The 20,243-nt window shown below is 72.2% G+C and carries 18 protein-coding genes; 12 read left to right on the forward strand and 6 right to left on the reverse strand.

Annotated features, from left to right (window positions below):
- The first annotated feature begins 24 nt into the window (after positions 1-24).
- The gene (locus OHT52_RS17605) at positions 25-1,371 is read left to right on the forward strand and encodes an MFS transporter (RefSeq protein ID WP_328721167.1); all 1,347 of its coding nucleotides are present in this window, start codon (positions 25-27) and stop codon (positions 1,369-1,371) included.
- 35 nt (positions 1,372-1,406) lie between these two features.
- Complete coding sequence (locus tag OHT52_RS17610; RefSeq protein ID WP_328721168.1) at positions 1,407-1,844, forward strand: ribosomal maturation YjgA family protein; 438 nt, start codon at positions 1,407-1,409, stop codon at positions 1,842-1,844.
- Here the strand turns inward: OHT52_RS17610 and OHT52_RS17615 are convergent.
- Positions 1,808-2,194 (reverse strand): hypothetical protein, encoded by a 387-nt coding sequence (locus tag OHT52_RS17615; RefSeq protein WP_328721169.1) that lies wholly within the window; start codon positions 2,192-2,194, stop codon positions 1,808-1,810. The genes OHT52_RS17610 and OHT52_RS17615 overlap by 37 nt on opposite strands.
- A 169-nt stretch (positions 2,195-2,363) precedes the next feature.
- Here OHT52_RS17615 and OHT52_RS17620 point away from each other — a divergent pair, with 169 nt between their 5' ends.
- The 3 genes from OHT52_RS17620 to fxsT all read left to right on the forward strand — a co-directional run bounded on the left by OHT52_RS17620 (position 2,364) and on the right by fxsT (position 6,877).
- A complete protein-coding gene (locus OHT52_RS17620; protein ID WP_328723786.1) occupies positions 2,364-3,731 on the forward strand; it encodes an MFS transporter in 1,368 nt (455 codons plus the stop codon).
- 63 nt (positions 3,732-3,794) lie between these two features.
- Positions 3,795-4,193 (forward strand): hypothetical protein, encoded by a 399-nt coding sequence (locus OHT52_RS17625; RefSeq protein ID WP_328721170.1) that lies wholly within the window; start codon positions 3,795-3,797, stop codon positions 4,191-4,193.
- Complete coding sequence (gene fxsT, locus OHT52_RS17630; RefSeq protein WP_328721171.1) at positions 4,190-6,877, forward strand: FxSxx-COOH system tetratricopeptide repeat protein; 2,688 nt, start codon at positions 4,190-4,192, stop codon at positions 6,875-6,877. Before OHT52_RS17625 ends, fxsT begins: the two co-directional genes overlap by 4 nt.
- On the opposite strand, the gene OHT52_RS17635 is transcribed toward fxsT, so the two are convergent.
- Positions 6,804-8,057, reverse strand: coding sequence for a flavin-containing monooxygenase (locus OHT52_RS17635; RefSeq protein WP_328721172.1), 1,254 nt, complete (start codon positions 8,055-8,057; stop codon positions 6,804-6,806). The two genes, fxsT and OHT52_RS17635, sit on opposite strands and share 74 nt — an antisense overlap.
- Positions 8,058-8,427: 370 nt before the next feature.
- On the opposite strand from OHT52_RS17635, the gene OHT52_RS17640 reads away from it, so the two are divergent.
- The 3 genes from OHT52_RS17640 (at position 8,428) to OHT52_RS17650 (ending at position 14,589) form a co-directional block, all read left to right on the forward strand.
- Complete coding sequence (locus OHT52_RS17640; RefSeq protein ID WP_328721173.1) at positions 8,428-9,342, forward strand: FG-GAP repeat domain-containing protein; 915 nt, start codon at positions 8,428-8,430, stop codon at positions 9,340-9,342.
- Positions 9,343-9,403: 61 nt separating this feature from the next.
- Entirely contained in the window at positions 9,404-13,894 is a 4,491-nt protein-coding gene (locus tag OHT52_RS17645; protein ID WP_328721174.1) for a polymorphic toxin-type HINT domain-containing protein, read from the forward strand.
- A gap of 41 nt (positions 13,895-13,935) precedes the next feature.
- Positions 13,936-14,589, forward strand: a complete 654-nt coding sequence (locus OHT52_RS17650) for a hypothetical protein (RefSeq protein ID WP_328721175.1) — start codon at positions 13,936-13,938, stop codon at positions 14,587-14,589.
- A gap of 48 nt (positions 14,590-14,637) precedes the next feature.
- Here OHT52_RS17650 and OHT52_RS17655 read toward each other — a convergent pair whose 3' ends face one another.
- Positions 14,638-15,075 carry a hypothetical protein gene (locus OHT52_RS17655; protein ID WP_328721176.1) on the reverse strand — a complete coding sequence of 146 codons (438 nt, stop codon included), beginning with the start codon at positions 15,073-15,075 and terminating at the stop codon, positions 14,638-14,640.
- Positions 15,076-15,197: 122 nt separating this feature from the next.
- Between OHT52_RS17655 and OHT52_RS17660 the strand changes: the two genes are divergently transcribed.
- Both OHT52_RS17660 and OHT52_RS17665 read left to right on the forward strand, forming a co-directional pair.
- Positions 15,198-15,974 carry a helix-turn-helix domain-containing protein gene (locus OHT52_RS17660; protein WP_328721177.1) on the forward strand — a complete coding sequence of 259 codons (777 nt, stop codon included), beginning with the start codon at positions 15,198-15,200 and terminating at the stop codon, positions 15,972-15,974.
- Positions 15,971-16,219: a DUF397 domain-containing protein gene (locus OHT52_RS17665; protein WP_328721178.1), complete on the forward strand. Its 249-nt coding sequence runs from the start codon at positions 15,971-15,973 to the stop codon at positions 16,217-16,219. Before OHT52_RS17660 ends, OHT52_RS17665 begins: the two co-directional genes overlap by 4 nt.
- 27 nt (positions 16,220-16,246) lie before the next feature.
- On the opposite strand, the gene pspAB is transcribed toward OHT52_RS17665, so the two are convergent.
- Positions 16,247-16,831 (reverse strand): PspA-associated protein PspAB, encoded by a 585-nt coding sequence (pspAB, locus tag OHT52_RS17670; protein ID WP_328721179.1) that lies wholly within the window; start codon positions 16,829-16,831, stop codon positions 16,247-16,249.
- 41 nt (positions 16,832-16,872) lie between these two features.
- Positions 16,873-17,784, reverse strand: coding sequence for a zinc metalloprotease HtpX (htpX, locus tag OHT52_RS17675; RefSeq protein ID WP_266705497.1), 912 nt, complete (start codon positions 17,782-17,784; stop codon positions 16,873-16,875).
- Between the two features lie 147 nt (positions 17,785-17,931).
- Between htpX and OHT52_RS17680 the strand changes: the two genes are divergently transcribed.
- Both OHT52_RS17680 and OHT52_RS17685 read left to right on the forward strand, forming a co-directional pair.
- On the forward strand, positions 17,932-18,300 hold the full coding sequence (locus tag OHT52_RS17680) for an FKBP-type peptidyl-prolyl cis-trans isomerase (protein WP_328721180.1): 369 nt from the start codon (positions 17,932-17,934) through the stop codon (positions 18,298-18,300).
- A 116-nt stretch (positions 18,301-18,416) separates the two neighbouring features.
- Positions 18,417-19,247, forward strand: a complete 831-nt coding sequence (locus tag OHT52_RS17685; protein ID WP_328721181.1) for a transglutaminase domain-containing protein — start codon at positions 18,417-18,419, stop codon at positions 19,245-19,247.
- A 119-nt stretch (positions 19,248-19,366) separates the two neighbouring features.
- Here the strand turns inward: OHT52_RS17685 and OHT52_RS17690 are convergent, their stop codons facing one another.
- Entirely contained in the window at positions 19,367-20,215 is an 849-nt protein-coding gene (locus OHT52_RS17690) for a LysR family transcriptional regulator (RefSeq protein WP_328721182.1), read from the reverse strand.
- Positions 20,216-20,243 lie beyond the last annotated feature (28 nt).

Here is a 20,243-nt window from a genome sequence, read left to right on the forward strand (position 1 = left end):
CTCTACCTGGTACACCTCTGCGGTGTGACGGACAAGCCACGGGACGGCGCGCGCTTTCCCGGACCCAGCGATCATGGGACGGTACACGCCCCGCACCGGCTCACCCGGGGGAGGGGCCCGGCCGCACCACCGCCCGTATCCCCGGTCCTACTCCTGGCGGGTCCCGGGGGCGGCTCGGCCCAGTCGCTCTGGAACCGCAACTTCCGGTACTTCTTCGTCGCTCGCACCGTCGCCCTCTTCGGCGACGGCATGATCCCCGTGGCGCTCACCGCCGGGCTGCTGGGCGCGGGCCGTCCGAGTTCCTCCGTGGGATACGCGCTCGCCTCCTGGATGGCCCCGCTGGCGGTGTTCGTGCTCTTCGGCGGGGTGCTCGCCGACAAGTTCACCCCGCGACGGATGATGATCGCCGCCGACGCGCTGCGGCTGGCCGGCGCCTCCGCGCTGGCGGTCCTCTTCATCACCGGCAACCCGCCCCTCTTGGCGGTCTGCTCGCTCAGCGCGGTCGCGGGTGTCGGCGCCGCGCTGTTCCAGCCGGGCGTCGCCTCGACCGTGCCCCGGATCTCCACCGACGTCCAGCGCGCCAACGCGGTCCTGCGGGTCTCCGAGGCCCTGATGGCGATGGCGGGCCCGGCCTTCGCCGGCCTGCTGGTGGGACTGGCGAGCGCCGGAGCGGTGTACGTCGCCAACGCGGCCACCTTCGCCGTCTCCGGCGTCTGCCTCTTCCTGCTGAGACTCGCCCCCGCCCCGCACGAGGAAGTGCCGCGCGGCGGATTCGTCGCCGAACTGGTCGACGGATGGCGTGAGTTCCGTGCCCGGTCCTGGCTCTGGGGAGTGATCGCGATCTGGACGGTGTACGGCTTCGCCGTCCTCGGCCCGGTCCAGCCGCTCACCGCGGTCCGGATCACCGAAGGCCACGGCTCCGGGACGTACGGCGTGATGATGGCGGTCAGCGGTGCGGGCAGCGTGGCCGGCGGGCTGCTCGCCCTCCGGCTGCGCCCCCGTCGCCCGCTCGCCGCCGGGGCGCTGGCGCTCCCGGCCGTCGCCGTCAACCTGGTGGTGCTGGGGCTCGACCTGCCGGTCGCGGCGATCGGCGCCGGTCAGTTGGTGGCCGGCGCCGCCTCCGCGTTCTGGCTGGTGATGTGGTCCACGACGGTCCAGACGCATGTGCCGCCCGAGGCGCTGAACCGGCTGCACGCCTACGACGTGGCGGGGTCGCTCCTGATGGTCGCGGCGGGCCGCGCGCTGGCGGGCCCGGTCGCCGAGGCGGTCGGCACGTCCTCACTGTTCCTGGCGGGCGCCGTGATCAACCTGCTCGTCGTGTCCGCGCTGCTCGTCACGCGCCCCATCAGCCGGCTGCGGCGCGCGGGATGACCGGGACGGCACGGGACCGGCGACCGGCCCCCGGAATGTCCGCCGCGCGCACCCGTGGGGTCGCGGCGGCCTGTGCCGTGCCGACCGTCGCCACCGCCCTCGCCGCCCGCGCCGTCTTGGACGGAGACCCCGGGAAGTACGCGGGCGACGCGCTCTACACGGTGCTGGTCCACGCCCTGGTGGTACTGGTCGCCCCGCGCGTCCGCCCGGCGCTCGCGGCGGGGGCGGCGCTGGTCCTCAGCTGCGCCGTGGAGGTCGCACAGCTGACCGGCGTGCCCGCCGGTCTGTCGGCCCGCTCGGAGGTGTTCCGGCTGGTGCTCGGCTCGACCTTCAACGCCCCGGACCTGCTCTGGTACGCGGTGGGCGCGGCGTTCTCGTGGGGCGTGCACCGGTCGTCGCGGCGGTGGGCCGTCGCGACGGCGACGGGCCGGTCCGCTCAGGCCTCGGGGCGGGTCCGTCCCTCGGACTCCTGAAGCTCCAGCAGCCGCAGCACGTGTGCGGCGGTGCGCTTGCGGCTGTTGCCGGAGACCCAGAGCGCGGCGCCGGTCACCGCGAAGGGCACCGAGAGGCCGAGGACACCGATGAGCTCCGGCCACTGGCGTTCGTCCGCGCAGATGTTCTCGCTGCTCGGCGAGTACACCTCCGAGACGGGGGCTCCGCAGTCGACCTCGTGGTCGCCGATGGAGGAGGTGACGCTGAAGGGCACCAGGAGCAGCCAGCCCAGCCACACCAGCAGGACGGCCGCGACCGCCGTGAGGCCCATGCCCCAGGCGGATCGCGTGGAGGCGCGGCGGTCGAACTCCTGGCGGGTTTCCCAGTACATGGTGATCTGTCCTCGTTGTCGGGGCGGCTGCCGGTGTCGTGGGCCGCAAGGGTGGTGGTGCTTCCGGCAGTTGATCGTACGCATCCCGCACATCTGTCCGAAGGTCGGTGGCCCGATCCCTGCGACAGGTGGCCTCCTGGCCACTCGCCCGTACCCCGTCCCCGGCCGGATGCTCATGGACGTGACCCAGACAACCGAGAGCGCCGCCCGGGGCGAGGGCGAGCGCCGGATTCCGGCCCCGGCCGACAAGTCCCCCCGCCCGTACCGCTTCCCGACCGTCCCCCGGATCCACCGTGCCTGGATCGTCGCCGCCGTCGCCTTCGTGACGATCATCGGCGGCGCCGCGTTCAACGCCCTGCCCGGTCTCCTCATCGACCCCCTGCACACGGAGTTCGGCTGGTCGCGCGGCGAGATCGGTCTCGCCGTCTCGATCGACCTCGCGCTCTACGGGATCACCGCGCCCTTCGCCGCCGCGCTGATGGACCGGTTCGGCATCCGCCGGGTGGTCGCCCTCGCGCTGACCGTGGTGGCCGCCGGTGCGCTCGGCAGCGTCTGGATGACCGCTTCCTGGCAACTGATGATCTACTGGGGCCTGTTGGTGGGGATCGGTACGGGCTCCATGGCCATGTCCTTCTCCGCGACCGTCGCCAACCGCTGGTTCGTCGCCCGGCACGGCCTGGTCACCGGCATCCTCACCGCCGCCGGAGCCTCCGGCCAGCTGATCTTCCTGCCGCTCTGCGCCTGGATCGTCAAGGAGCACGGCTGGCGGCCCGCCTCGATGACGGTCGCCCTCGCCGCCCTGGCCGTCGTGCCGCTCATCTGGTTCCTGCTGCGCGACCACCCCGCCGACGTGGGCCTCGCCCCCTACGGCGGCGCGTACGCCCAGAAGCCCGCCCCCGCCCGGGGCGCCGCCGCCAGGACCCTGCGGGTGCTCTTCGACGCGGCCCGCACCGGGCAGTTCTGGCTGCTGGCCGGGGCGTTCGCGATCTGCGGCGCGTCGACCAACGGCCTGATCCGCACCCACTTCGTGCCCTCCGCCCACGACCACCACATGCCGGTCACGGCAGCCGCCTCGCTGCTCGCCGTCATCGGGGTCTTCGACATCGTCGGCACCGTCTTCTCCGGCTGGCTCACCGACCGCTTCGACTCCCGCCGGCTGCTCGCCGTCTACTACGCGCTGCGCGGCGTCTCGCTGCTCTTCCTGCCGGTCCTGATGGCGCCCTCGGTGCACCCGCCGATGGTCTTCTTCATCGTCTTCTACGGCCTGGACTGGGTCGCCACCGTCCCGCCCACCATCGCCCTCTGCCGGGAGCACTACGGCGACGACAGCGCGATCGTCTTCGGCTGGGTGCTGGCCTCGCACCAGATCGGCGCGGCCGTGGTCGCGTTCCTCGGCGGAGTGGCCCGGGACGTCTTCGGCTCCTACGACGTCGTCTGGTACTCCGCCGGGGCGCTGTGCGCGGTGGCCGCCCTGATGTCCCTCGTCGTCCGCCGCAAGCCGCTGCCCACGGGCGCGCCCGCGGTGACGGCTGCCTGACGGCCGGGACCCGCCGGCGCCAACTCCATTACGGGATAAGGGGACAGGGGCCAGAATGGCTCCATGACGGGGTGGCGCGGAGCGGGCAGGACGACGTGGTGGGTGCTGGCCGGGGCCGGTGCGGCAGTGGCCGTGGGGCTGCTGGTCTGGGTGACGGTGGCGGACCTGGAGCGGTCCAGCCAGATCGCGGGCGTGGTCGGCACGGTGGCCGGGGTGGTCGCGCTGGGGGTGGCGCTCCGGCAGCTCCGGGACGGTACGCCCACCGCCCCGGCCCCCGAGTCCGTACGGGCGGCGGGCGGCTCCAACGCGGCGCGCGGCAGCATCCGGGCCGCCTCCGCGCACGACACCGCGCCCGGCCCCGCACCGGCGGGGGGAGCGGAGACTCCGGGCATCACCGCGACCGGCGGTTCGAACGCGGCCGGCGGCGACATCGACGGCTCGACCGCCCGGCACGGCTCGTGAAGCGCACGCCCCCGCCCGGCCCGGACACCTCGCGGCAGCCGTCCGTCTCCGCCCGCACGGGGTCCAACGCGGCCGGGCGGGACATCCTCAACTCCGTCGCCCTGCACGTCGCGCACGCCACCCTGGCACCCCCGGAGGCGTACGGCCCCATCCCGGACGACGCGGTGGGCGACGGGCTGTCGAACGTGCCGCGCGGCACCCTCTTCGTGGGCCGGTCCGCCGCCCTCGACTCCCTGGACACGGCGTTCGCCGAGCCGGGCGGAGTGGTGCTGCGGGCGGTGAGCGGACTCGGCGGAGTCGGGAAGTCCGCCCTCGCCGCCCGCTGGGCGACCGAGCGCTCCACGGACCGGCTGCGGTGGTGGATCGGCGCCGACAGCGCGGCAGCCGTCGAAACCGGTCTCGCCGCGCTGGCCCGCGCCCTCCAGCCCGGGCTGGCCGGGCTCCCGCAGGAACTCCAACGCGAACGCGCCCTCGCCTGGCTCGCGTCCCACGAGGGCTGGCTGCTGGTACTCGACAACGTCAACCACCCCGACGACGTACGCCCGTTGCTCGACCGGCTCGGCACCGGCGGCCGGGTCCTGATCACCACCCGCCTCGCCTCCGGCTGGCACCAACTCGCCACCACCGTCCGCCTCGGCGTCTTCGACCCGTCCGAATCCGTGGAACTCTTCCACCGCGTCCTCACCCAGGACGGGCCCCGCACCACCGAGGGCGCCGCCGAGGTGTGCGAGGAGCTCGGCCACCTGGCACTCGCGGTCGAGCAGGCCGCCGCCTACTGCCACGAGAACGGCACGACCCCGCTCGCCTACCTCGCCATGCTGCGCTCCTGGCCCGCCGAGACCTACGCCACCGGCGCGGAGAGCACCGACGCGGACCGCACGGTCGCCCGCGTCTGGCGCATCACCCTGGACCGCCTCGCCGACACCCCGCTCGCCGGTGACGTGCTGCGCACCCTCGCCTGGTACGCCCCCGACCACATTCCCCGTGTGCTGCTGGACGACCTGGCCCCGCCACCGGTCCTCGCGCGGGCGATCGGCAGGCTGGCGGCCCACAGCATGGTCTCGGTCGGGCCGGACGGCACCCTGTCCGTGCACCGCCTGGTGCAGGCCCTCGCCCGCACCCCCGACCCGGACGACCCGCACCGCGCGGCGGACGCCGTCGCGGAGGCCCGGGAGCGGGCGACCGACGGGCTCCTGGAAGCCGCGCCGGACAGGCCGGGGCCGGGCAAGCTGCCCCTGGGCCGGCCGTTCCTCGCCCACGCCGAGGCGCTGGCCGGGAACAGCCCGCCCGAGGACGACACGGAGGCGATGGCCCACCTGCTGGCCTGGACGGCGAGTCACCTCCTGGAGCAGGACTCCCTGAGCCCCGCCGGTGTCCTCTTCCGCCGGGCGCTGAGGGCCAAGGTCGCGGCCAAGGGCGAGGACCATCAGGACGTGTGGACCATCCGGAGCAACCTCGCTTCCATCCGCATGGATCAGGGAGATCCGGAGGGGGCGGCCGGGCTCCTCGACGACGTGCTCGCGGGCATGCGACGCACCCTGGGAGAGGACCACCCCAACGTTCTCACCGCCCGGATCAACCTGGCTTCGGTCGCGTACCGGACCGGTGACACGAACCGGGCGGAGTCGCTCTTCGACCACGCCCTCGCCGAGGCGCTCCGCGTCGGAGGCGCCGAGCACCCGCGCACCCTGGACATCAGATCCCGCCTCGCCCACGTGCACGGGGCGCGGGGGGACTTCCGGCAGGCACTGGTACTCCAGAAAGAGGTGCTCGCCGACCGCGTCCGCATCCTGGGAGACGACCATCTCGACACCCTCTCCTCGTGCGACGCCCTGGCGTCCACCCACGAGCGGAGCGGAAACCCCACCCTGGCGGTGCCGTTGCTCCGCAGGAGCCTGGACGGCCACCTGCGCCTGCTGGGCGAGGACCACCCCATGACACTGCGCACCCGCAGCCGTCTCGCCGAGATCTACCGGGCGGTGGGCAACCCGGCGCGAGCCCTCGGCCTGCACCGGACGAACCTCGCCGACGCCGAACGCCACCTCGGACGGGGCCACTCGGCGACCCTGCAGTTCCGCCACGAACTCGCACGGATCTGCGAGCAGATGAAGCGGTACGACGAGTCCGTCGCGCTGTACGAGGACGACGTGGCCGAGCGCACCCGGATGTGCGGCCTGGACGACCCCGAGGTGCTGCGTGCCCGCCACTTCCTCGCGGCAGCCCTCGCCGAGGCCGGGGAGCACGAACGGGCCCACACGCTCTATACGGGCGTGCTCGCGGACATGGCGCGGGTCCTCGGCAGAGAGCACCGCGACACCCTGGTGGCCCGGTTCGGCGTCGCGCAGAACCTCCTCGTCTCGGGGAAGCCCGAGGTGGCGCTGCGCCTGCACGAGCGGCTCGCCGCCGACCGCGCCCGTGTCCTGGGCCAGGACCACCCGGACACCCTGTCGTCCCGCACCCAGGTGGCGATGGCGCTCATCCTGCTCATGCGCCCGGCCGAGGGGATCGATCAGCTGGAGCGCACCCTCGCCGACTGCGTGCGGGCGCTCGGCACGGACGCCCCCCAGACCGTGCGGCTGCGGGAGGACCTGGCCCGCTCGTTCGAAACCGTCAGCGGGGCGCTCGGGCGATCCGGTGAGCGATCTTCACGGCGTCCCGGGCCATCTCGCGGAACATTCCGCTGATCGGGTTGGAGAACCCGGTGAAGTACAGCCCCGGCGCCGCCTTCGGCGCCTTGGCGCCGTACGCCACCGGCCGGCCCCGCCCGTCCAGGACGCCGAGGTGTCCGACCAGCCCCTCCAGGGCCCGCCGGTAACCCGTCGCCGCGATCACCGCGTCCGGCGTCAGCCGAGTGCCGTCGGTCAGCACCACCTCCGCGCCCTCGAACGAGGCGATGGCCGCCACCGGCCGCACCCGCCCCGCCTTCACCGCGTCGATCAGCCCCACGTCCTGCACCGGGATCGCCCCGTCCTTGACCCGCGAGTACAGCCCGGTGTCCGGGCGCGGCAGCCCCTGCGCCGCGAGATCCGGCACCGCGGCCCTCGCCATCAGCGCCCCCGCCCGGTCGACCAGCCACACCGGCAGCCGCCGCACCAGGATGCCGGTCGCCTGCGCGGGCCACCCGGCCGTCGAACGCCGCACGATGTGCGGGACCGTACGCACCGCGATCCGCACCTCGGCGGCCCCGCCCTCCACCAGGTCCACCGCGAGCTCGGCCCCGGTGTTCCCGATCCCCGCGACGAGCACGCTCCGGCCCGCGTACGGTGCCGGGTTCCGGTACTGGGCGGCGTGCACCAGCTCCCCGGACCAGGTCTCCCGGCCGGGCCAATCGGGTATGCGGGCGGTGTGGTTGAAGCCCGTCGCCACGACGACCGCGCGCCCCGTGAGCACCCGCCCGCCGGTCGCCGAGAGCACCCAGCCGGCCCCGTCCGGCGCCCGGTCGATACGGGACACCTCGACGCCGGTGATCACTTCGAGCTCGTGGAACTCGGCGTACTTCTCCAGATACCGCACCACGTCGTCCCGGCCCACCCACCGCCCGAACCTCCGGGGCATCTTCAGCCCCGGCAGCGCCGACCAGCGCCGGGTGGTGTGCAGATGGAGCCGGTCGTAGTGCCCGCGCCAGGAGGCGCCGACCTTCGGCGCCTTCTCCAGCACGACCACCCGCACCCCCTGCGCGCGCAGCGCCGCGGCAGCCGCGAGACCGCCGGGGCCGCCCCCGATCACGTAGACGGGACGGTCCTCCGTACGGTCGATGGAGGCCGGGATCGCGGCGGGTCGATCAGTGGCGCCATCGGGGGCGCGATCGGCGGCGCGATCGGCGGGAAGAGCGGAACTGCCGTCGGGGGGCGCGGTGTCGGACATGAGCGTCGAGCCTAATCGCGTGGTGGGTGAATGGGTCTCGACCGAGACCGGAATCCGTTGCGAATCGATCACGGGACGCGGTCGGTTGAGGGCTCGTCACGCACGGGTTCGATCCGAGGGTCGAGCGGTGGCCGGAGGCGGTTCCGTGCCGTGGCAGTCGGGGGGAGCGTGCCGCCGGATGCGAGGCGCGCGTAATGGAATCTGCCACATTCATTCATAAGTTGTTCAAATTTTTGCATGAACGCGCCTATGGTTGCCGGGTCGTGGGGCTCATGTCCCCCGGCGCGCGGGCCGTTGGGGGGCGGCCGTTGCATGACGACCCCTCATGCACCGGCCGCGCCGACCCTCCACGCAAGGATGTTCGCGCCTCATGTTCAGCAGACTGAAACACTTCCCGCGCCGAACGGCGGTCGCGTCGGCGGCCGTCGGGATCGTCGCACTAGGAGTCGGCACCGCGACCGCGCTGCCCGCGCTCCCCTGGTCGTCCGCGTCCACCTCGGACGAGGTCCAAGGGGCGCAGACGCAGGCCGCGGCCGCGACCGGCGCGCCGATGCTTCCGCTGTTCGCCCGCAAGTCCACGGGCCATCTCTACGACTACGAACCGACGGGCTCCGGAGGCTGGAAGACCGCGTACGACATGGGTGGCGGCTTCAGCGCCGCCGACGCCTTCGCCCGGGTGCGCACCTCGGAGGGCGGTACGGCCACCGACCTGTACTTCAGGATCGGCAACGTCCTGTACTACACGGCGGAACGCGGCAACGACACGAAGATCATCGGCAGTGGCTGGAGCCAGTACAACCTGCTGATGTCGCCGGGCAACATGGTCGGTACCTCTCAGGACGAACTCGTCGCCCGTGACGCGGCCGGCGCGCTCTGGCTCTACCAGAGCAAGGCCGACGGTACCCTCGCCACCCGTGTCCGGATCGGCTCCGGCGGCTGGAACGGGATGAACGCGATCGTCGGCCGGGGCGACTACACCGGCGACGGCAAGGGGGACCTGCTCGCCAGGTCCACCACCGGCACGCTCTACATCTACCCCGGAACCGGGAACGCCGCAGCGGACGCCGGACTCGGGGCCCGCATCACCGTGGGGACCGGGTGGGAGGCGTACAAGACCCTCGTGTCCACCGGGGACAACAACGGTGACGGGAAGCCCGACCTGATCGGGATCGACTCCGCGGGCGCGTCGTGGCTCTTCAAGGGGACCGGCAAGTCGGCCACCCCCTTCGAGGCCAGGGTGCAGAACGGCACCAGCGGCTGGGCCTCCTTCGACGCGTACTTCTGAGCGCCGGACCGCCGCGCCCACCGCACACCCTCCGCACCTGAACCCGAACGGCTGATCACGCATGCGTAGAAACACCCTGCTTTCACCCAACCGGCCGCGTCCGCCTGGCCGGTGGACACGACTGCTGAGCTCGACCGCGCTCGCCACCGCGCTGGCGGTCGCGGTGACCGGCAACCAACTCCCCGCACCCGCACAGGACCTCGCGCGCACCGACCTCGCAGCCGACACCGAGGTGCCGGCCTTCGACCCGGACGCCCAGGTGGCGATGCGTGAGGAGCAGTGCCTGCTCGACTACGCCCTTCGCAAGGGTGGCCAGGAACTCAAGGCCGTCGCCCGCGCCGGCCTCAACGGCACCGAGGCGGATCTGCACAAGTACGCCGACAGCGCCTACTGGTACAACGGTGAAACACCCCTCGCCCTCGCCTTCGCCAAGGATCACGCATGGGTCGAGGCCAAGAGCGACGAGGTGAGCGCCCGCCCCGACGTGTGGGAGCAGTCGCTCGACGTCGAGACGCCGCCGCCCGGATACACGTACACGGGATTCCAGTGGGTCGAGAACAAGGACGACCCCTTCGACGCCACCGGCCTGGGCGTCTGGCTGGGAGAGGAGTTCTGGAAGGACGAGTTCGACCTCTACGACGACCAGACGCCGCTCGCAGGTGACGCGTCGGTGGCCGCCGTCAACGCGATAGCGGAGACCCGGTACCCGGACACCTACCCGTACCCGGATTACCCGGATTACGAGGGACGGCTGGCGTTCGAGGACATGACGTTCATGCACGAGATGTACGCCGACGACGCGCGCCTCTTCCTCCAGCACGGCGGATTCCCCGAGACGGCTCCCGACCCGGACAGCATGGAGTTCCGGGTCGACGTCGAGGGGCTCAAGTCCCGCTTCGCGTCCTGCACCACGGGCAACCCGCAGGACCCACGGAACGTTCTCGGCGAGGAGATCCGGGTCGCCTCCACCGAGTGGCAGGCCGAACTCGCCTCGCAGCGGACGCAGCGTGACGCGATCATGGTCGCCGAGTCCCAGGCGTCCAGGCAGCTGACGATCGGGTCGCAGGCCATGGGTGAGGCCCTCGGCCAGTCGATCATCGCGAGCCGTCTGACGGACTGGCAGGCCTACTGGCTGAAGCAGCCGACCACCGCGACCGACTACCCCACCGCTGCCGAGTTCGCGCAGGTAAAGACGGACATCGCGAGTGCGCAGGCACGCGCGCAGGGTCGCGTCTTCGTCGCCGCCCGCGCCGCGCTGGCCGCGAGGGACGAGGCCGCCAAGGCCGAGTCGGCGAAGCAGGCCGCGTACGCGACCGCGGACGCCGCAGGACAGCCGCGCGGCCGTGGCCTCATGTACGGCCAGCAGGCCGTACAGGTCGCCAAGGCGTCGGCAGCGGCCGCGCTGGCGGCCTCCAAGGCCACCGAGACCGCGGCCAACGCGACCCGCGCCTCCGCCGCCGACAGCAAGACGCTGATGGCACTCGCCCAGACCCAGGCGCACGCCTCGGCCGCCGAGTTCCGCCGGATCGCCGCGCAGGAGGCCGCCGCCCAGGCGAAGGCCGCTGCCGACGGCGCCGCTCTGCAGGCGACCAAGGCCGCCGAGAACGCCACCAAGGCCAAGGCCGCGCAGGCCAAGGCCGAAGCCGCCGAGCAGACCGCCAAGGCCGCGGCGGCCGATGCCAAGGCCAAGCGGCTCACGGCGGAGGCCGAGCGGGACAAGGCCGAGACCCAGAAGAACATCGCGGCGTCCGAGAGGGCGAAGGCGGCTGCGGCGGAGGACCGGGCGCAGGCGGAACGCGCGTCTGCCGCTTCGGCGTTGAGCGCCGCACAGACCGCCGGCACCACTGCGGCCACCAAGAAGGACGAGGCACTGGCGGCCGAACGCAGAGCCGTCACGGCCCGCAACAACGCCCTCCAGGCCGAGAGCGACCGCGACGCGGCGCTGTCCCGGATGTACGCCTACGACGCGAAGGCCGAGGCGGACGACGGCACCGAGGCCGCGGAGGCGTCCCGCGCCGCCGCGACCCAGGCCCGCACCGCCGCCGACAACGCCACCACGGCCGCGTCCAACGCCCGTGCCGCGGCGAACGACGCGACCACCGCCGCGTCCAACGCCCGTGAGGCGGCGACCAAGGCGCAAGCGGCCGCCTCGCGCGCGAAGGCGGCTTCGGACGCCGCGCAGCGGGACGTGGCGATCACCCACGCGGCCGTGACGAAGGCGCACGCCGCCGCGGCGGACGCCATCGACGCGTCCGAGGCCGCCGCGCAGAACGTGCGCGCCGCCAAGGCGCTGGCCGACACCGCGAAGGCCAAGGCCGCCGAGGCGAAGGCCAACGCGGCCCTCTCCCGGCTGGAGGCCAACAGCGCGGCCGCGTCGGCAGTCCAGACGGCCGGCTTCGCCTACGCCACCGCGCAGGCCGCGCTCGCCGCCCGTGACTCGGCGGCCCAGGTCATCAAGCCGGCCAACGACGCCATCGAGCTCGGCTCGCCGTACAAGGAGACCGATTCGTCGGCCGGCCTCGCGGTGCTGACCGGGCAGGGCGCGAAGACCGCGGCCCAGCAGCAGGCGGCGCTCGCCCAGGCGAAGGCCAGCCAGGCGGCCAAGGCCTCCACGGAAGCGGCGGCACTCGCCGCCAAGGCCGACGCCGATGCCAAGGTAGCCGCGACGGCGGCGGCCGAGGCCGCCGACTCCGCCTCCAAGGCGCTGGCATCCGTGGCCAAGGCGCAGGTGTCCGCGGCCGAGGCGAGTGCTGCGGCCAAGGCCGCGGTGAAGGCCGAGGCCAACACCGTCGAGTACGACCGGCAGGCCACCGCCGACGCGGCGGCGGCCCTCAACGCGTCCGACACCGCGAGCGGATACGCCTCCCAGGCTGCGGCCTCCGCCGACGCGGCGGAGCAGGACGCCGCCTCGGCCCGCAGTGCCGCGACCGCGGCGGAAGGCGACGCCGCCACCGCCCGGGGCATCGCCGACCAGGCAGAGGCCGACGCCACCGAGGCCGAGGCTTCGGCGGCACGGGCTCAGCAGGCGGCCAAGGAGGCCCAGGAAGCGGCCACCCGGGCCGAGGAAGCGGAGACCAGAAGCACGGTCGACAGCGGTGGTGCCACCGGCATCGGGAAGCTGTTCACCAAGCAGAAGCTGGTGCAGAGGGGCGACCCCGTCCCGCAGAACGACTGTGTCCTCGACATCGGCTTCGGCGGCTGCACGGTCAAGTACAAGCTGACGTTCGACGTCACGGTCGACTTCTACCTCTGTCAGGACGAGGACCTCGAAGAGGCGGCGACCGCGGCGAACTGCCCGGCCGACGCGGTCCTCTGGCTCGGCAACGAGGTGCACGAGAACCAGACGGCTTACGTCGACAGGTACTTCAGCCGGTTGGAGATCACCATGATCTTCGACAAGATGGTGCTCCAGACGCTCTGGGTCATCCTGACGGACGACTTCGTCCAGTGCGCCAAGGGCAGCGTCAGCGGATGTCTCTGGGCGGCCAGCAACTTCATCCCGGGGAAGAAGATCGCGGACGCCATCGACGCGGTCCGCGCCCTCGACGCCGCGATGCACACGGGAATCGGCGTCACCGACGCCTTCCGCGCGCTGAAGACCCTCGACCTGGACCCCGCCGTACTCGCCAACATCGAGCGCCAGGTCAACGTCCTGGAGGACGCCTTCACGGCGTGCCGCGTCAACAGCTTCCCCGCCGGCACCCAGGTGCTGATGGCGGACGGCTCGCACCGGGCGATCGAGGACGTGCGGCAGGGAGACCTGCTGACGTCGAGCGACCCGCTCGGCGGGGCCCCGCGCGCCGAAGCGGTGACCGACACCTTCCGGCACGGCACCGACCGGCTGGTCGAGATCTCGCTGGGCGGCGGCTCCACGCTCACCAGCACGGCGGGCCACAAGGTCTACACCGCCGAGGCCGGCTGGACCCTCGTCGCCGATCTGCGCACCGGTGACCGGCTGCGCGGCCCGGACGGCTCGCTCCACGCGGTGACCTCGGTGGTCGACCGCTCGGGGCTCGCCTCCCGTACGGTCTACGACCTCACGGTCGACTCCCTGCACACGTTCTATGTCAGCGCGGGAGGCTCCCGGCCCAGGGACGTGCTGGTCCACAACTGCATGAACCTCAAGCTCCACGAGGGCGCGGACGGCGGTCACACCTACCTGGATCACATCGACGCCGACGCGGAGACGGCGACGGCCAACGCGGCGGAAAACTTCAAGAGGAACCCCAAAGGTTCGGGAACCAGCAGCGTCTGGAACGACGAGGCCACCGCGGTGGCCTCGGTCGAGACCGCTTTCCAGCGGTGGATCATGACGCCCAATCGGGTCAACCAGAGGAAGATCGACAAGTGGATGGCGAGGACCGACCCCTCGTCGAACAGCGCCCTCGACCTGTTCCCGGCCATCAGGATGAAGATCGACGACACCGCGTCGCTCGGCAAGGCCTACGACCGCTTCGGAGATTGGACCAGAACCGGGGGCACGGTGGTCATCGTGCTGAAGCGGTCCAAGCACAAGCCGGGGTACATGGTCTACACCGCGTTCCCGGAGTAGCGGGGAGCATCGGGGAGACTGACGGAGGAGCGGAGGGAGGAATGACCGTGGGACTGCAACGCCACGAGATATGGGTCGACCTGGGACTCAGCGGGCTGACCAAGTGGTTCGGTGGCCCGTGGAACCCCGGGGCGACCACATCCGGGATGATCGCCGAGATCGCCGACTGGGGCGAGGGCGGATTCGCGCCCCTGCTCCTGGAGGACGCTCTCCGGGTGCTGAACTCGCCGATCCCCACCAGGACGGCCGACACCGTGCTGTGCGCGGCGCTGGGTCGGGCCTACGGCCCCGACTTCGGCGGCTCGGGCCTGCTGCGCCAGATCGTGGGGGCTTGCGTCGAACGCGTCCGGCGGGACGACCCGTCGTACGAACCGGTGCCGCCGGGGCCCTCCCCGTACCTGGGACTCGCCGGCGAGGTGCTGGCCGAGATCGACGAGGCGGGACCCACGCTGAGCTTGTCCGTCGCCGGCGCCCCCGGCCGGGACGTTCCCGGACTGGTACCGGCGTTGGAGCAGTTCGTCACCGAGGTCGATCCCGACCTGGGCTTCCGGCTCTTCCTGCGCGCCATGAAGATGTACGCGGTCCCGATCACCGCCGAGCAGTACACGAACTACCTGGCCCTGGGGCAGAAGTTCGGCTACCACGAGGAGGTCGTGGACGACGGGAACCTCCAGATCCCCGACTCCCTGGACTGACGGCGGGCCGTACACGGCACAGAGCGAACCCCGAGGGCGGTCCGGATTTCACGGGCCGCCCTCGGGCATGTACCCGTCCGAGTCGGCCTCCCATGCCAACTGCGCGCGCACCAGCCCGTACAGCAGCTCCGGGTCCACGTACTCGCCCTCCTCCGGCGACCCGCACCGCCAGCTCAGCGGGTACGTGTTGCCCTCGGCGGCGGGGATACCCACCCAGTGGTCCCGGGCGGCCGGGCCGAAACAGGTGGCGCCGGGAGGCCAGTCGAACTCCTTGCTCGATCCGGGCGGGATCAGGAAGTACGTCCACCGCGCCCCCGCGATCTCCCGCACCACCGGGCCGGGCTCACCCGCAGTGAGCGAGATCAGGTGGTGGACGACCGCCTCACCTCGTACGCCCTTCAACCGGATCGCGTCGAAGTGAATTCCGGTCAGGTGGAGTTGATGTCCGGCCACCGGGACCCATTCGGGGAGTTTCTTGTTCGTCATGGCTACGAGAATCCCGCTGGTTGCCTAGCGTGACCAGTACGACACGGTCCGCATCGGGTGATGTGGGGGAGAAGGCGGTGGCTGTGGGAACGAGTGGTGCGCCCTCGGGAGTACGACGGCTCGTGGGGGACCTGATCCGCATCCATCGGACGCGCGCGGGGCTCACGCAGAAGGAGTCGGCGGACCGGCTCCTCATCTCCGAATCGCTGGTGGGCGCCTACGAACGGGCCGAACGCATCCCGTCGTTGGAGTTCCTGCACGACGCCGATCGGGTGTTCGACGCGGGCGGGGCGTTGAAGGCGTGCGTCGAGTTGGTGGACGAGGAGAAGTACTCGCCCCGCTTTCTGAACTGGGCACGGTTGGAGCGGGACGCACGGGTGATCAGCGGTTACGAGACCATGCTGATCCCGGGGCTTCTCCAGACGGAGGCGTACGCGTACGCCGTCTACCGGTCCCGTAAACCCGCGTACACCGAGGACGAGATCGTCCGGCACGTGGAAGCGCGACTCGAACGGCAGGTGGTGCTGACCAGGGACGACTCTCCCCGCATCGGCTTCGTCATTGAGGAGTCGGTCCTGGAGAAGTCCCTCGGCGGACCGGCTGTGTTGAAGGAGCAGTTGCTCCGCCTGCTGGAGTGCATCGGACGAATGAATCACCTGACCGTTCAGGTCGTTCCCTCCGACCAGCACACCCACGCAGGGCTGATGGGGCCGATGCAGTTGATGAACACGGCGGAGGGCCGCAGTCTGGTGTACGTGGCGGGTCAGGGCGGGGATAGGTTGATCTCCAAACCCGAGCAGGTCAGCGATCTGTTCGACCTCTTCGGTATCCTGCGGGCCCAGGCGCTCAACCCCTGGGAGTCCGCCGAACTCATCGAGAAGAAGGCGGCGCAGCTGTGAGTACCGGTTCCGGACTGGCGTGGTTCAAGTCCAGCTACAGCAACAACGAGGGCGAGGCGTGCGTCGAGGTCGGCTACGACTGGCACAAGTCCACCTACAGCGGCAACGAGGGTGACGCGTGCGTGGAGGTGGCCGCCTGTCCCCGGGCCGTCCACGTCCGGGACTCCAAGGTGACCGACGGCCCGACCTTCGCCGTCGCCCCCGACGCCTGGACCGCGTTCCTCGCCGGAGCCGTCAGCGCCTGATCCTTACCGCTCGCACCCGCGTACGGTTCACAGGCCCGGCGCGCCCCACACCGGGAACCACCGGGCCAGCTCCTTCTCCACCCGCAGGTCGTCCCCGAGCGCGGCGCGGACCTGGAGCTCCAGGCCGTTGTCCCGCTTCTCCGCGCCACCGGGAGCCGGGGCGAACGGGTAGAAGGTGCCGCGCTTGTAGAGGTACACCAGCGCCAGCGAGCGGCCTGCCGGGTCGCGGAAGCCGATCAGCGAGCAGAGCAGGTGCGGGCCGAAGCCGCCGTCCTGGAGCAGCGTGTTCACCGCGTGCAGGTCGTTGACCAGCGCGGCGGTATCCTCCGGCGGCTGCTGGGCGAGCAGCCAGGTGTAGCCGTAGGCGTCCTGGCTGAACTCCACCGGCACCCCGCCCCGGTCCGTGTCGGCGTCCAGCAGTTCCCGGACGTCCTGCTGGAGCCGGGCGAAGTTCGCCCCCTCCACCCCGGCGAAGCAGACCGAGCCGAGGCCGGACGGCGTGAAGCCGGTGGCGGCCTGGAGGGTCAGGGCGGCGGACGGTACGGCGAAGAGCTGGTCGAGATCGGGACGGACGGGCTTGCTCCGGCCGAGGATCGCGTCGAACAGACCCACGGAAGGCTCCTCCAGGATGACCGGACCACTGGTGACCGGGGCTACGGGCGGGACAGGTCGGCGGAGATGCGGGCCAGCTGGTCGAGTCGCTGTTCCAGGGTCGGGTGCGAGGAGATCAGCCGGCTGAAGCTCTCCTTCGAGGAGAACGCGGGGACGAAGTAGAAGGCGTTGTACGGCTCAGCCTTCCGCAAGTCCTCGGTGGGTATGCGCGCCATCTGCCCGCTGACCTTCGTCAGCGCGGAGGCGAGCGCCGAGGGGCGGCCGGTGAGCAGGGCGGCGGTGCGGTCGGCGGAGAGTTCGCGGTAGCGGGAGAGCAGCCGTGTGAGCAGGAAGCTGAGCGCGTAGACGACCGCGCTGATCAGCGGGATCAGCATGACGATGATGCCCGCCGGGTCGTTCCCCCGGCTGTTGCGGGCGAAGCCGCCCCACAGGGCCACCCGGGTGATGATCCCCGCCAGCACGCCCAGGAACGACGCGATGGTCATCACGGCCACGTCCCGGTGGGCGACGTGCGACATCTCGTGCGCGAGGACGCCCTCCAGCTCCTCCGGTTCCAGTCTCCGCAGCAGCCCGGTGGTGGCGCAGACCAGGGCCGACTTCTCGTTCCGGCCGGTCGCGAAGGCGTTCGGCACGTCACTCTGCGCGATGGCCACACGGGGTTTCTTCATGTCCGCCAGCGCGCAGATCCGGTCGATCGCCCCGTGCAGCTCGGGCGCCTCCTCGGGGGTGACCTCGCGGGCGCCCATCCCGTACGCGGCGATCCTGTCGCTGAACCAGAACTGCACGACGAACAGCCCGCCGGTGATGATCAGGATCACCGCCCACGAGCCGGGCAGCACGGCCAGCAGCACTCCGACCAGGACCACGTAGAGCAGGCCGATGAAGAACATGGTCGACACCATGCGCGTGGTCAGACCCCGGTCGGGGGCGTAACGGGATCGGGTCCTGGCCATGGGTGCCTCCAATGCCTCGTATGCCTCCATGGTGCTCCTGTCCGCCGGAAAGGGGAGGGAGCCCACGGGGAGGCCCCGCCGGATAGCGTGATCAGCGGCGTACGGAGACTTCCGGCGACCGGAGCGCGGACAGGAAGTGAGGCTGCGATGGAGAAGCCCGAGATCGAACCCCCCGCAGGAGACCCGCCCACCGAACTGCGGATCAGGGACATCGTCGTCGGCGACGGCAAGGAGGCGGAGCGCGGCCAGGTGGTCCGGGTCCACTACGTCGGAGTCACCTTCGCGACGGGCAAGGAGTTCGACTCCTCCTGGGAGCGGGACGAGCCCTTCAAGTTCGCCATCGGCGGCGGCCGGGCCATCAAGGGCTGGGACCGGGGCATCGTGGGGATGAAGGTCGGCGGTCGGCGCGAGCTCGTCGTCCCGCCGCGCCTCGCCTACGGCAAGCAGTCGCCCTCCTCCCTGATCCCGCCGAACTCGACGCTCGTCTTCGTGGTGGACCTGATCCAGGCGTCGTGACGCGAGGGCCGCGCGCCGACGGGCCCGTACGCCCGCCGCAGCCTCGACCCCCCCCACGCACTTGAACACGTTCAAGAAAGCTGAGAAGCTTCCTCACAGCCGAGGGAGGGGGCGACATGGTGAGCACACTGCTGACACCGTGCGGGCGGGACCGGCGAACCGACGCGGGAGAGCGCGGGGCGGCCGGAGGGATCGGGGCGACGCGGATTCTCGACCGGGAACATCCGCGCGTCCGGGCCCTCGTGCGGAGCATCGGCACGGCGACCGGGGGAGGGGAGGGCCCCGAAGCGACGGTGGCGGCCCTGCGCCGTGCGCACCGGTGGATCTCCGAGGAGGTGCGCCCCGTCTACTCGGTGGAGGAGACGCGGCCGGTGTCCCAGGTCCTGCGGCTCGGCCGGGGCTCCTGCAGCCAGCGCATGGCCGTTCTGGAAGCGGTCGCGAGAGCGTGGGGCACCCCCACCCGGGTACGCGGCCTGGTCGTGGACGGCACGTTCTGGTACCCGCGCTTTCCCCGGCTGCGCCGGATCGTGCCCAGCCAAGTGGTGCTGGCATGGCCGGAGTTCCGTATCGACGGTCTGCCGGACGGCGAAGGTCGTGCCGCCGCGCCCTGGCTGACCGTGTCCGAACTCTTCGCCGACCCCGGTGACCCGTCCGGACGGGGCGGAGCCTTCACGAACGAGGGCCCGGAGACGCTCTTCGAGGCGCTGGCCCGGACGGTCGTCCACTGGGACGGCCCCGCGTCCGACAGCGCGTCCAGCCCCGCGTCCGACACCGCCTCGTGCGACACCTCGTGCGCGCTCTCGTGCGACCTGTCGGCGTATCTCCTCACGGACCTCGGGCGCTTCGACTCCCGGGACGAGCTCTTCGCCGTGCACGGGCAGACACTGTGCGGCCCGGCGAGGTTCCTGGCCGAACCCGTCCTGGGGCGGCGGGCCGCAGGCGTCTGATCCTGCGCGAGCCCAGCGGGCCGGGAGGCCGACGCGCGCAAGGCCCTCTCGCCGCCAGGAAGCCGACATGCCGTCCCCGAAGTCCACCGCGATGTTCCGGCGTTCACCACCACCGTCGGTCACACGGCAGTGGCTGCCCGGACCAACCCCGCGACCGCCGTCGAACGGCTGTGTGGGGGCCAGGCGATGACCGTGGTGACGTCGGGAGCGTCCAGCACCGGTACGGCGGTGAGATCTTCACGCAGGCCGGTGCGGCCCGACTCCGGGACGATCGCGCAGGCGCGGCCGAGGGCGATGAGCTGGGTGAGTTGCGTGTGGTCGCGGACCTGGGGGCCGGGGCCGTCCGGAAAGGTGCCGTCCGGGCGGGGCCAGCGGGGCAGGGGCAGGTCGGGAAGCCCGGTGACCTCGGCGAGCCGCACGTGGGGGCGGGCGCCGAGAGGGTGGCCGGCCGGGAGGAGCGCGACCTGCCCCTCGGTGTGCAGGTCCTCGGTGTCGAAGCCGGCCGTGTCGTCGAACGGCCGGTGCAGCAGGGCCACGTCGGCCCGGCCGTCACGCAGTACCGGCCCCTGCTCGCCCGGCCCGCACAGCAGGACGTCCACGGTGACGGCGCCGGGCTCGGCGGCGTAGGCGTCGAGGAGTTTCGCCAGCAGTTCGGATGAGGCGCCCGCCTTCGCCGCCAGGACCACGACGGGGCGGCCGGTCGCGGTGAGGGCCGCCCGGCGGGTGCGGCGTTCGGCGGCCTCGACGGCGTCCAGCGCCACCCGAGCCTCCCGCAGCAGCACCGCGCCGGCGACGGTCAGACGGACGCCACGGCTGGAGCGCTCCAGCAGGGCGGCGCCCAGGCGCCGTTCGAGCCCGGCGATCGCCCGCGACAGCGGGGGCTGGGCGATCCCGAGCCGCTGCGCGGCCCGCCCGAAGTGCAGCTCCTCGGCGACCGCGGCGAAGTACCGCAGCTCTCGCGTCTCCATCGGGCCAGCCTAACCGGGTCGGCCTGCG

This window comes from Streptomyces sp. NBC_00247 (assembly GCF_036188265.1).
Taxonomy (GTDB): domain Bacteria; phylum Actinomycetota; class Actinomycetes; order Streptomycetales; family Streptomycetaceae; genus Streptomyces.